Source organism: Thermophagus xiamenensis (assembly GCF_900112795.1).
GTDB lineage: Bacteria > Bacteroidota > Bacteroidia > Bacteroidales > Marinilabiliaceae > Thermophagus > Thermophagus xiamenensis.
In genome coordinates this window covers 1-12,545 of record NZ_FONA01000023.1, presented here as the reverse complement: position 1 = coordinate 12,545, position 12,545 = coordinate 1, and the positions used below count along the sequence as shown (strand labels likewise).

Genomic DNA, 12,545 nt, shown 5'->3' with positions numbered 1-12,545 from the left:
TTTTTGAGTTATGAAAAAGAACAAAAAAGTAAGAATCTTAGAGAGTGCCTTGAGGTTGTTTGCCCAAAAAGGGTATCATGCCAGCACGATAGAAGAAATTGCTAAAGCTGCGGGAGTGGCCAAAGGTTCGGTTTACAATTACTTTGAAAGTAAAGAGTCACTTCTTAAAGCGTTGATATTTGAAACCATTGTTGAGGCCGTTGAATGGATGGATTCTGACCATGACGGAGTTATTACAGAGGAGGAATTTTTCCGGGTAATTCAAAAGAGCAAAAAATGGTTGATAAAAAACAGGGAGTTTTTAATTCTCTATTACTCGATAGTTACTCAGCCTAAGGTAAATGCTATTTTAGAAAAAGAGCTTTGGCAGATTCTCGAGCCTCATATGAAGAAAGCAGAGGCCTTTTTTAGGCATCGTGGTTTCACCGACCCTGTTGCTGAATTAAGGTTTTTCTTTTCCATGCTCGATGGTATTAGTGTTAATTATGTTGTTGACCCGCATAATTTCCCATTAGACTATGCCGTTGACCGTTTGATAAAATATTATGAGGGGCTTTTGAAAAAAATGTCCCCGAAAGATAAAAATTGAATGTCATGAAAACTTCAGGTTTATTGTTTAAGTTTTGTGCAATTTCCGTTTTGTTGTTCTCTTTTTTTAAGACGAATGTGGCGTCTCAGACCCTTTCTGCTTATGATATTGTTAAAAAAGCAGACGACCTGATGCGAGACAATAGTAGTTATTCTGAAATGGAGATGCAGATTATTCGTCCTTCATGGACACGAACCTTGCGTTTCAGGACCTGGGCCAAAGGTGACGACTATTCTTTGGTTTATATTGACCATCCACCACGTGAGAAAGGACAAAGGTTTCTGAAGCGTCAACGGGAAATGTGGAATTTCGTCCCAACCATTGACAGAATGATTAAGATACCACCCAGTATGATGATGCAATCGTGGATGGGCTCTGACCTTACCAATGACGACCTCGTCAATGCTGCTTCTATTGTTAAGGATTATGACCATGAGCTTTTGCGTACCGAGACTTTACGTGGCTACCATTGCTATGTTATTAAAATGGTACCGCATGAAGATGCCCCTGTAGTATGGGGGAAGGTCCTTAGCTGGATTACTAAAGATGGATTTCTTAATCTTAGAAATGAGTATTATGATGAAACCGGGGAGTTAGTTAACGAAGAAATTTTGGATGAAATTGAAAATGTGGGGGACCGCACCATTCCTACCCGGTATACCATGATACCTGTTGACAAGGATGGGTATAAAACCATTTTAAAATTCAAGGATATTAAGTTTGGTATCGATATTAAAGATTCATTTTTCTCTATTCAGAATATGAAGCAGATGCGCTGAAGTGATTTTTTCATCTTTTAATCTCAATGGTTAATGACTACTTCTAATAAAGAGTATTTAGGAAATACTCGCCAGGGAGTTGTGGCGGGAAAATATGGCATTATTAAGATTGCATGGCGAAATCTGTGGCGTAATAAACGGCGGACACTCATTACCGTTTCTTCCATATTTTTTGGTGTTATTTTTTCTGCACTGATGGGGTCTATGCAAGAAGGTTCTTATCAAAAAATGATTGAAAATGTGGTTAAGTTTTATGCCGGTCATGCCCAGATTCAGCAAAAGGAGTTTCCCGACCATCAGACCATTAATAATTCTTTTGTTCCTTCCGATTCTTTGCTTGAAAAGCTACGCAAACATCCCCAAATTGAAATGGTAGTACCCCGTCTCGAAAGTTTTGCCTTAGCTTCCTCGGGCAACCAAACAGAAGGCGTTCTGGTTTTGGGTATTGACCCCGGGAAAGAAGACAGGATGACCGGGCTGGCGAATAAAGTGGTAAGTGGAACTTATCTCGATAAGAATGGGGCTTTGGTAGGTGCTGATTTGGCGGATAACCTTGGTCTGGAGGTCGGTGATACACTTGTGATGATTAGCCAGGGCTTTCATGGCGTGAGTGCTTTCGGACAATATCAGGTTGAAGGAATTATTCAGCATCCCAATCCTGAACTGAACCGACGTTTGGTCTATCTGCCGCTTAACGAGACTCAATATTTTTTCCAGGCTTTTGGTCGTGTTACTTCCCTGGCTCTGATTGCGCACTCTCAGGAGGATATGGATTATATCTTGACGGAATTAAAACAGGAAATAGATAGCGATTTAGTAATACGTACCTGGCAGGAAATGTTTCCGGCCGTCCTACAGCAAATTGAAAGTGACAGAGCGTCAGCCTTAATTATGAAATTAATTCTTTATGTGGTCATTGGTTTTGGCATTCTGGGGACGGTGGTGATGATGATGGCTGAGCGAAGGGCTGAATTCAGTGTCATGGTGGCTGTAGGAATGTTCCGCTCTCGCCTTTCTCTTATGTTATTACTGGAAATCTTGCTGATGGGGCTTTTGGGAGTTCTGGCCGGCTTTATAGGCTGTATGCCGGTTATCAGCTGGTTTGTTTATCATCCTATTCCTATTGCCGGACAGGCAGGCGAATGGATGAAAAACCTCGGGTTCGAACCTTTTATGTTTTTTGCCTGGGATATCGGCGTTTTCATTCAGCAAGTGATTGCTGTGTTACTGCTGACTATTGTAGTCTCTGTTTATCCTGTGACGAGGGCCTTTAAAGTTTCACCGGTAATTGGAGAAAAGAATTAAACCGTTTGTAAATAACTTAAAATATAGGATTATAACATAATGCGTTATTTATTGTAATACAGTTTTTTATTGTGAGCTTTAAAAGCTTAAATATAAGTTCGCCGAGAAAAGAGTAGTCCTTGTTTGTTCGAAGAATTTTAGATGTTAACAGACTAAATAATAGAAGAATATGTTGTTTAAAATTGCCTGGCGAAATATTTGGCGCAGTCCGGTACGTAGCTGGATTATCATATCAGCATTGACAGTAGGAATGTTTGCCGGTATTTTTTCTGCCACATTTATCAATGGATGGATGATGCAACGGCTGCATGACGGGGTTGAAACAGAGACGGGACACCTACAGATTTTTCGTGACGGATATCGAAAACATCCTGAAGTGTCTGTTTCTTTTAATTCCGAACTGGCTACTGTTGTTTCAGAAAATCCTTTGATAAAGGGTATATCGCCACGTATTATGGTTCAAGGAATGGCAGCTTCTACTGAAACCGCCAGGGGAGTGAAAATTAATGGGATAGACCCTGATGCTGAAAAAGCGGTGCTTAACCTTCATGAAAAAATCATAGAGGGAGACTGGTTTGAATCGCCATATAAAAGACCGATTGTTATTGGCCAAAAGCTGGCCGGTCAGTTACAATTGAAGTTGAAATCTCGAATTATTCTGCGTTTCCAGGATGTAGACGGGAATATCACCGGCGGGGCTTTTCGGGTGGCCGGCATTTTTAAAACCAATAACACTGCTTTTGACGAAGCCAATGTGTGGGTAAAAAAAGAGAATCTGGCGTCATTATTGGGTGTCTCGGCCGATAAATGCCATTCTTTGGTTGTTCGTCTTAGTGATGCTGACAAGGCCATGGTGGTAGCCCGAGAGCTGCAATCTGAACTAACAGGAATGGAAGTGGTGCCATGGAAAGAGCTTAGCCCCGAGTTGGGGTATATGACCGAGTTGGGAAATACTTACCTCTATCTTTTTGTCATTATTATTCTTTTGGCTCTGGGCTTTGGTATTATCAATACCATGTTGATGGTTGTTCTGGAACGGGTCAGAGAAATAGGAATGCTAATGTCGGTTGGAATGAGCCGCAGGCGAATCTTCTTAATGATTGTCCTGGAGACGGTAATGTTGTCCTCAGCCGGAGGTATGTCAGGTATTTTACTGGGAATGATTGCCGTCTGGCGACTAAGTTACACAGGGATCGATTTATCAGTTTGGAGCACAGGGCTTACCGAAATGGGATTTGACCCGATAATTTATCCTGAATGGGATGTTGCATTGGTTTTAAATATCGCATTGTTGGTAGTAATAACCGGAATTTTGGCTTCTCTTTATCCGGCATGGAAAGCTTTGAAGCTTAAACCGTCCGAAGCAGTCAGAACCATTTAAAAAGGATTGAGCGAACGGTATAAATTTTTAAGACCTCTTGCACCGAATTTTGATGTCAGAAAAAATTTAATACTTCAAATTAACTATATATCAGAAAAAAAGTTTCAGGTATGTCAATCATAACTTTAAATAAAATTTATAAGACTTATAACAGTCGTCAGGTGCCGGTTCATGCACTGAAAGGTGTCGACCTTTTATTTGACGAAGGTGAATTTACGGCCATTGTAGGGCCATCCGGGTCAGGCAAAACAACGCTCTTAAATATTCTGGGAGGGCTCGACGACCCGGATAGTGGCGATGTGATAATTGATGAGGTTTATGTCAACCGTTTGTCAGGAAATGAGAAAATAAAGTTTCGGCTAAACCATATCGGTTTTATCTTTCAGGCCTATAATCTTATACCTGTACTTACGGCCCGTGAAAATGTTGAATTTATCCTTGAGTTACAGGGTGTCCCTAAAGCCGAGAGAAAGAAAAGAAGTCTTCAGCTTCTGGAAGCGGTGGGTATTCCCGAAAAAGCAGATGTGCGCCCCCGACAGCTGTCGGGCGGTCAGCAGCAGCGTGTGGCCGTAGCACGGGCGCTGGCATCTAATCCCCGGTTTGTGCTGGCCGATGAGCCTACGGCCAATCTGGACAGTACTTCGGCCGAAAACCTTTTGTCTATTATGCATGAGTTGAACCAACAGGAGAACACTACCTTTATTTTTTCTACCCATGACGAGCGGGTGGTGAAAAAAGCAAGAAGGGTGGTTACCTTGCAAGACGGAACCATTAAAGATGACAAGACTATTTGAGAAAATAGAGGTATGAGTGCAAGTTTAAGAACATTTGGGTGGTTTATTTTTAGGCATCTGGCTTTAACCATTAAATACTTTGAACTTTGCACCTTAAACTAAAAGAGGATAAACAGTATACTGATGAAGCAACTAATTTCAATTGCTCTACTATTGACAAGTATTCAGCTGTCCGCACAAATTAAAGCTGATGGTTATATCGGTGTAATGCCGGTGGGTTATTACCTCGACCTGCAGGATTTAAAGATGTGGGAAAATGTAGTCCATAATCGGTTAAACTTTAGTTACGACTTTTCCCCTTCGGTATTGGGTGTGATACAATTTCGAAATCGATATATAAGCGGCGAAACGGTTAGAGATATCGTTGGGTATTCCGGACTGATAGAAAAAGATGATGGCTTTTTGGATATGTCGTTCAATTTGACATCGGGTTCTTCATCTGTAATGAATGTGGCAGTGGACAGATTGTGGCTCGATTTTTACATTGGCAAATTGCAGGTAAGGGCAGGACGCCAACGTATAAACTGGGGGCAGGCTATGGTGTGGAATCCCAATGACATTTTTAATGCTTATTCTTATTTTGATTTTGATTACCCGGAACGTCCGGGAATTGATGGCATTCGGCTTCAGTTCTTTACCGGTGTTGCTTCACAGTTGGATGGGGTAGTCAAAATAGACCACGAACGACAAAAAACGTGGGCTGCCCGTTACCGCTTTAATGCCGGCAGTTACGACTGGCAATTTATAGGTGGACGATTAAATGACCGGGAATGGGTGACCGGAATGGGATGGTCCGGACAAATTGGCGATGCCGCCTTTTATGGAGAAAATACCCTTCTGTTTCCCGATGATGGTGAACAAACGCTTATTGCCGCTATGGGGTTTAATTATACCTTTAAAAACTCTTTGTTGATTCAGGCCGAAGCTTTGTACAGCAGTAATTTGTCCGGTAAAGCTGAATCATTAACGGAATTTATTGGCCGGCAAGCTTCCTTATTCAGCAGTCAATCGTCGATTCGACAACTGAGTTTTGCCAAATACAGTTTGTTTGCCTCGGTAGAGTATCCTTTTACGCCGCTTCTCAGCGGTAGCTTTGCGGCGATGGCTTTCCCACCAACCCGGGCTTTTTATGTAGGTCCGTCCTTTGAGTATTCAATAAAATCTAACGTTTATCTGTCTACCTTTATTAATATGTTTGTAGATGGGTCGGACAAAATAACTGATATCGCCGCGTTTCAGGGAGCCGTTAGATTGAAATGGTTTTTTTAATACAGAGAAATTAACTCATTCCCTTATTTGAAATGGAATGTCACGAGTACAGCGACTCTTACCGCAACAAGAATATATGTTCACAGAAAAAAGGGGTTTTAGTGGTTAGTCAATAGTGATTGGTAGTTAGTATTTAGTCATTTGTAAATCAACACAAAGCACTAATAACTAACCACTAACCATTACAACCCCCTTCTGCCTGTGCAACTCTGCCTATGTCTTTTATACATGTTCTTTTGTGGCAAAAGTCGCCATGCTCGTTTCATTTAGACAATAAGTAAAGTGATTTTTATACGAATAAAATCGCTCGTAGCCGGCATAAAGGTTTAATGCCGTTTAGGGTGATGAGAATAAACATGACTTTAAAAGGACGGGCTTGGTTTTGCCGAACCTTTAGCGGGCTATCAACTTTCTTTTGCCATTTTTCTGGCTGTATTTCTAATGCTTTCCATGTCAAATCCACAGTCGCGTGCCAATTCGGTTTGCGTTCCTTGCTCTATAAATCGGTCGGGGATGCCCATCCGATGTACAGTAGCATAATAGTGGTTATCAGACATAAATTCCAGTACCGCAGTGCCCAGTCCGCCAACAATGGTACCATCTTCGATGGTTATAATCTTTTTATATTTTGAAAATATTTCATGAAGTAAGGCTTCATCTAAAGGTTTTACAAAACGCATATCGTAATGTCCGGCTGTGATACCCTCTTCCTGTAATTCTTCTACAATACGGGCCACTTTCACACCTATAGGTCCTATGGTAAGAAATGCCAGGTCTTGACCATCGGCGAGTTTTCGGCCGGTACCTATTTTAATCTCTTCGAAAGGGGTTTGCCAGTTTATGAGGCTTCCTACGCCACGCGGATAGCGGATGGCAAAAGGACCCTGATTGGGCAGTTGCGCGGTATACATTAGGTTCCTTAGTTCCGATTCATCCATCGGTGATGCAATAGTCATGTTAGGGATACATCTAAAATAGGCCAGGTCAAAAGCACCATGGTGGGTAGGGCCATCAGCACCTACCAAACCACCCCGGTCAAGACAGAATACCACATTCAGTTTTTGAAGGGCAACGTCATGAATCACCTGGTCGTAGGCTCGCTGCATAAACGTAGAATAAATATTGCAGAATGGGACCATACCTGCAATAGCCAGTCCGGCGGCAAAAGTGACAGCGTGCTGTTCGGCAATTCCCACATCGAAAGCACGGTCGGGCATTTGTTGCATCATCAGGTTTAGGCTGCACCCTGTGGGCATGGCGGGAGTGATACCCACTATTTTGTTGTTTTGTTTCGCCAATTCGATAATGGTGTGTCCGAAAACATCCTGGAATTTAGGTGGTTTAGGTTTGTTGGATGAGGGTTCGAGGAACCGACCCGTATGGGGGTCGAATTTTTTCCCTGTAGCATGCCAGGCAGTCTGGTTTTCTTCAGCAAGCTTAAACCCTTTCCCTTTTTTTGTTATGATATGTAATACTTTAGGCCCCTTTATCTCTTTTAGGTCTTTTAGGACGCTGGCCAGTCGTTCCACATCGTGACCGTCAACCGGTCCAAAATAACGAATGTTGAAGCCTTCGAAAATATTGGTTTGCCGTGTTAACAGCGTTTTAATACTGTTATTAATTTTAATAATCATTTCACGGGAACGCGGACCACCAATATTAAATTTTTGTAAGGCTTTAAAGACCTCTCTTCTTAATTTATTATATGTTCGGCTGGTGGCAATGTCAACAAGATAATCACTAAATCCCCCCACATTAGGGTCGATGGCCATATTGTTATCATTCAGTATAACCAAAACATTGGCTTTGGTAGCTGCCAGGTTGTTCAACCCTTCAAAGGCTAAACCGGCAGTCATCGCACCATCGCCAATAACCGCTACAATTTGTCGGTCCTCACCCTTTTGTTGGGCTGCAACAGCCATACCCAACGCTGCAGATATGGATGTGGAGGAATGACCCACCCCAAAAGCGTCGTATTCACTTTCAAAAATACTGGGGAAACCACTTATACCTTTGTATTTCCTATTGGTATGGAACCTGTCACGACGGCCAGTCAGAATCTTATGACCATACGCCTGGTGCCCAACATCCCATATAATTTTATCGTAGGGGGTGTTAAAAACATAATGGAGCGCTACGGTTAGTTCTACCACACCCAGGCTTGCGCCAAAATGTCCGGGGTTACATGATACTGAAGAAATAATAAAGTCGCGCAATTCGGTGCAAACCTTTATCAATTCCTTTGGAGGTAATTTCCGAAGGTCTTCCGGACTATTAATTTGTTTTAAATATTGGGTTTCATCCAAGGCCATGCCCGTTATTCTTAATTTGTTCAAATATCCTGATTATTGTCCGATAAAAATTAACGGACAATATATGGGCTATAATCTAAATGTATGAATTTCTGAAATCAAAGCCCATTATTCCGGTCATTCCTTCTCTCTGGTTAATTAATGGAATCTTTAAGGAACGAACCATTTTTCCCTTTGTCCCTGCAAAGATAGAAGTTTGTTAATATTTTGACTATGATAGATGCACTTAGCTTTTTATATTTGTAAAATAAACTTTCGGTATTTTAGTTATAATTATTTGAAAACACACGATATTCCACAAACAATAACCATGAAAACCATCCGAGAATGAAGTTAAATCAAAAATTATTTGCCGGGGCAGGATTACTATTTATTTTGATTGGGTGTGTCCCCCTCAACCAGTATCGCGAGTTGGAAGAAGCTAATCGTCAGCTTGATGACAAGGTTGAGAGTTTAAGTAGTGAGAATGAAATTCTTCTGGGACGTACAAATGAATTAAAAGAGTTAGCCGACCGTTTGAAAGAACAGATAGCTGAGCTGTCGGCTGATACACTGCAAAAAGGACGTGAAGTGAGAAGTTGCAGAAACGACCTTAAAAAATTGAGGGAGGAATATGACGATTTACTATCTCAGTTACGTAGCCGTACCGGAGCCGGTGACACCGAAGAGCTTTTAGCCTATCTGCAAAAATTACAGGAAGAGTTACAGGCGCGGGAAGATGCTCTTATTGCGGCAGAGCGTGACCTTAAATTAAGAAAAGCTGAACTTGAAGACGCAATGGCCAGGTTAAAAGCTGCTCAGGACGATTTGGCGGCTAAAAACCAAAGATTGTTGGAATTGGAACAAGCTTTGGCACAGAAAGACAGTGCCAGTCGTGCCTTACGACAAGCCATTGCCGATGCGCTTACCGGTTTTGACCAAAGCCAACTCAAGGTTCATATGAAAAACGGGAAGGTTTATGTATCAATGGAAGAGAAGTTACTTTTTGGTTCGGGAAGTTACCAGGTCAGTGCTGAAGGAGCATCGGCGGTGCGACAGGTGGCAAAAGTATTGGCAGAAAACAAAGACATAAATATTATGGTTGAAGGTCATACCGACCCTGTTCCATATCGTAGTGGAGTGTTGTTGGACAACTGGGATTTGAGTGTAAAGCGGGCTACTTCAGTTGTCCGGATTTTATTGGAGAATTCCGGTATTGACCCGTCAAGGATTATTGCAGCCGGTCGTGGACCATATGTTCCGTTAGTATCCAACGATACGCCCGAAGGAAAAAGAAAAAACAGAAGAACTGAGATTATCCTTACGCCTCGACTTGATAAAATATTGAATATTCTGGAAAGCAACTAAGATACAATAGATTTAAAGATTGGATGGATATATTGCTCTGTGGAACTTTGTGATATGCAATTTATCACGAAATTCCACAGAGTTTTTTTGAGTACTTTTTTGTTTGTTGTTACTTGTTTTTAGCAAATGGTTTATAACCCCTTGCCTTCTCAGAATAGTTCGGTTCAGTTAAACGAAATTTTTGGGGACTGGAGAAACAACGGTTGCCGGAATCTTCCGAAGCCATTGTTATTCATGGTGCTTCAGGTCAATGGTCTCAGGATAATCGCTATTGTAGTGCAGACCACGACTTTCTTTTCTTTGTCTTGCCATTTTGATAATCAGGTATCCCACCTGGATGGTATTACGTAATTCACAAAGTCGTTGTGAAACAGTAGAGCGTTGATATAGGTCTTCTGTTTCATGATATAGTATTTCCAGGCGGTCGAGGGCCCGCTTTAACCGCAGATTAGACCGCACAATGCCCACATAGTAACTCATAATTTGTTCCAATTCCTTTTGGCTTTGGGTAATCAAAACCATCTCTTCAGGGTGAGATGTCCCTTCATCATTCCATTCGGGCACATCATCGCAGAACGAATAAGTGTGCACTTTTTCACCGGCATCTTTTGCTGCGGCATCGGCATAAACAATTGCTTCGAGCAGAGAATTTGACGCCAGTCGGTTAGCGCCGTGAAGGCCTGTACAACTACATTCACCTGCTGCATACAAACGGGCAATACTGGTTCGAGCATTCATATCTACTTTTATGCCACCGCAGGAGAAATGAGCTGCAGGAACTACCGGGATGTAATCTTTAGTGATATCGATACCTAATGATAAACACTTTTCATAGATGGCGGGAAAATGTTTTTTTATTTCATCTGCAGGCTTATGGGTCACATCCAGATAGACGTAATCATCACCTGTTGTTTTTAATTCATGGTCAATGGCACGGGCAACAATATCACGAGGCGCCAGACATTCCCGTTCATCGTATTTATGCATAAATTTCTTTCCATCCCTTCGGCGAAGAATGCCGCCAAAGCCACGCATGGCCTCTGTAATGAGAAATGAGGGGCGCTCTTTAGGGTTATATAAAGAAGTTGGATGAAATTGAATAAATTCCATGTTTTCAACGATGCCTTTGGCACGATAAACCATGGCAATACCATCGCCGGTGGCAATGGTGGGATTGGTGGTGGTTTGATATACACTGCCCACGCCGCCGGTGGCCATCATGGTTACTTTGGCCAGAATGGTTTCTACGCTGTTGGTTCGCCGATTTAACACATAGGCACCGTAACATTCAATGTCGCGTCGCCAGCGATGTACCAGTTCCCCTAAATGATGCTGTGTAATGATTTCTACAGCAAAATGATTTTCCAGAATTTCGATGTTGGGATGCTTTCTGACTGCTTCTACCAGACCACGTTGTATCTCATAGCCTGTTTGGTCTTTATGATGCAGTATGCGGTTTTCGGAGTGGCCCCCTTCACGGTGTAGGTCAAACCTTCCCGATTCATCTTTGTCAAACCGGACGCCCCATTTAAGCAGTTCCTCAATTTGTTTTGGGGCTTCTTCTACCACTTTCCGGACTACTTTTTTATCGCATATACCGGCGCCGGCAGTTAGCGTATCCTGAATATGTTTTTCGAAATTATCGGGTGCATAGGTCACTGAGGAAATACCCCCCTGAGCATACGATGTGTTGGTCTCATCGATACGGGTTTTGCTAATGATACAAACTTTCCCTTTATCAGCCACTTTTAAGGCAAAGCTAAGGCCTGCTATACCGGAACCTATTACCAGAAAGTCAACTTTTTTTCGCCGTGATGTATCGGTCTTTCTCATGGAAAAATGGTTTTTTGAAACTTTCAAAGTTACAATTTTCATCGGTCCATTGTATTAGACCGGCGAAAACATAGAAAAATATTTTCCCGGATAGCCCTGTTTTAACAAATGAAACGAGCATGGCGACTTTTTGCCACAAAAGAACATGTATAAAAAGCCCAGGGCAGAAGTGCACAGGCAGAAGGCAGAAGAAGTGATTAGTCATTAGTTAACAAGGGGTTAGTATTAAATAACTGATGACTAATGACTAACCACTAACGACTACTTATAAGAAGTAATATATCAACGAAGTAAGTAATATTTATACGGATGAAACGAGCATGGCGGCTTCTGCCACAAAAGAGCATGTATAAAAAGCCCAGGGCAGAAGTGCACAGGCAGAAGGCAGAAGAAGTGATTAGTCATTAGTTAACAAGGGGTTAGTATTAAATAACTGATGACGAATGACTAACCACTAACGACTACTTATAAGAAGCAATATATCAACGAAGTAAGTAATATTTATACGGATGAAACGAGCATGGCGACTTCTGCCTCAAAAGAGCATGTATAAAAAGCCCAAGGCAGAAGTGCACAGGCAGAAGGCAGAAGAAGTGATTAGTCATTAGTTAACAAGGGGTTAGTATTAAATAACTGATGACGAATGACTAACCACTAACGACTACTTATAAGAAGTAATATATCAACGAAGTAAGTAATATTTATACGGAGGAATTATTGGTTAAGACCTGTTTTCAGCCTTGGGACACCCTAAAAATGTTTATTGACAATTTCAAATAATTCAGATTGCTGCTGGTCCATTTGTAGCAATCTGGATTTGGTCTGTTTAGATTCGGGCAATTTATAAGTTATTTGATACATATTATGCGTTACTTCAGCAGCTTGCTTTAATGACAATGTGGACTTTTCCTGTTTCAAAACCCTTTCCAACTCTTT

9 protein-coding genes and 1 pseudogene are annotated in these 12,545 nt (G+C 41.7%); 7 read left to right on the top strand and 3 right to left on the bottom strand.

Annotated features, from left to right (window positions below):
• Positions 1-10: 10 nt before the first annotated feature.
• From BM130_RS12940 to BM130_RS12915, 6 genes are all read left to right on the top strand, one after another.
• The gene (locus BM130_RS12940) at positions 11-589 is read left to right on the top strand and encodes a TetR/AcrR family transcriptional regulator (RefSeq protein WP_010528749.1); all 579 of its coding nucleotides are present in this window, start codon (positions 11-13) and stop codon (positions 587-589) included.
• A gap of 5 nt (positions 590-594) precedes the next feature.
• Entirely contained in the window at positions 595-1,368 is a 774-nt protein-coding gene (locus tag BM130_RS12935) for an outer membrane lipoprotein-sorting protein (protein WP_010528748.1), read from the top strand.
• A 33-nt stretch (positions 1,369-1,401) separates the two neighbouring features.
• On the top strand, positions 1,402-2,673 hold the full coding sequence (locus BM130_RS12930) for an ABC transporter permease (RefSeq protein ID WP_010528747.1): 1,272 nt from the start codon (positions 1,402-1,404) through the stop codon (positions 2,671-2,673).
• Positions 2,674-2,842: 169 nt separating this feature from the next.
• Positions 2,843-4,054, top strand: a complete 1,212-nt coding sequence (locus tag BM130_RS12925; RefSeq protein WP_010528746.1) for an ABC transporter permease — start codon at positions 2,843-2,845, stop codon at positions 4,052-4,054.
• A gap of 110 nt (positions 4,055-4,164) precedes the next feature.
• Entirely contained in the window at positions 4,165-4,848 is a 684-nt protein-coding gene (locus tag BM130_RS12920; RefSeq protein ID WP_010528745.1) for an ABC transporter ATP-binding protein, read from the top strand.
• 123 nt (positions 4,849-4,971) lie between these two features.
• A complete protein-coding gene (locus tag BM130_RS12915; RefSeq protein ID WP_010528744.1) occupies positions 4,972-6,117 on the top strand; it encodes a hypothetical protein in 1,146 nt (381 codons plus the stop codon).
• Positions 6,118-6,521: 404 nt separating this feature from the next.
• On the opposite strand, the gene dxs is transcribed toward BM130_RS12915, so the two are convergent.
• Complete coding sequence (gene dxs, locus BM130_RS12910) at positions 6,522-8,453, bottom strand: 1-deoxy-D-xylulose-5-phosphate synthase (protein WP_237706178.1); 1,932 nt, start codon at positions 8,451-8,453, stop codon at positions 6,522-6,524.
• 303 nt (positions 8,454-8,756) lie between these two features.
• On the opposite strand from dxs, the gene BM130_RS12905 reads away from it, so the two are divergent.
• Positions 8,757-9,776, top strand: a complete 1,020-nt coding sequence (locus BM130_RS12905; RefSeq protein WP_010528742.1) for an OmpA family protein — start codon at positions 8,757-8,759, stop codon at positions 9,774-9,776.
• 228 nt (positions 9,777-10,004) lie between these two features.
• On the opposite strand, the gene nadB is transcribed toward BM130_RS12905, so the two are convergent.
• Both nadB and BM130_RS15585 read right to left on the bottom strand, forming a co-directional pair.
• The gene (gene nadB / locus BM130_RS12900; protein WP_010528741.1) at positions 10,005-11,609 is read right to left on the bottom strand and encodes an L-aspartate oxidase; all 1,605 of its coding nucleotides are present in this window, start codon (positions 11,607-11,609) and stop codon (positions 10,005-10,007) included.
• A gap of 750 nt (positions 11,610-12,359) precedes the next feature.
• Positions 12,360-12,545: pseudogene (locus BM130_RS15585) on the bottom strand (IS1634 family transposase); the annotation flags it as partial.

Excerpts from the sequence above, each read along its gene's own strand:
- BM130_RS12940 (WP_010528749.1), top strand. The coding sequence starts at position 11 with ATGAAAAAGAACAAAAAAGTAAGAATCTTAGAGAGTGCCTTGAGGTTG.
- BM130_RS12935 (WP_010528748.1), top strand. The coding sequence starts at position 595 with ATGAAAACTTCAGGTTTATTGTTTAAGTTTTGTGCAATTTCCGTTTTG.
- BM130_RS12930 (WP_010528747.1), top strand. The coding sequence starts at position 1,402 with ATGACTACTTCTAATAAAGAGTATTTAGGAAATACTCGCCAGGGAGTT.
- BM130_RS12925 (WP_010528746.1), top strand. The coding sequence starts at position 2,843 with ATGTTGTTTAAAATTGCCTGGCGAAATATTTGGCGCAGTCCGGTACGT.
- BM130_RS12920 (WP_010528745.1), top strand. The coding sequence starts at position 4,165 with ATGTCAATCATAACTTTAAATAAAATTTATAAGACTTATAACAGTCGT.
- BM130_RS12915 (WP_010528744.1), top strand. The coding sequence starts at position 4,972 with ATGAAGCAACTAATTTCAATTGCTCTACTATTGACAAGTATTCAGCTG.
- BM130_RS12905 (WP_010528742.1), top strand. The coding sequence starts at position 8,757 with ATGAAGTTAAATCAAAAATTATTTGCCGGGGCAGGATTACTATTTATT.
- nadB (WP_010528741.1), bottom strand. The coding sequence starts at position 11,609 with ATGAGAAAGACCGATACATCACGGCGAAAAAAAGTTGACTTTCTGGTA.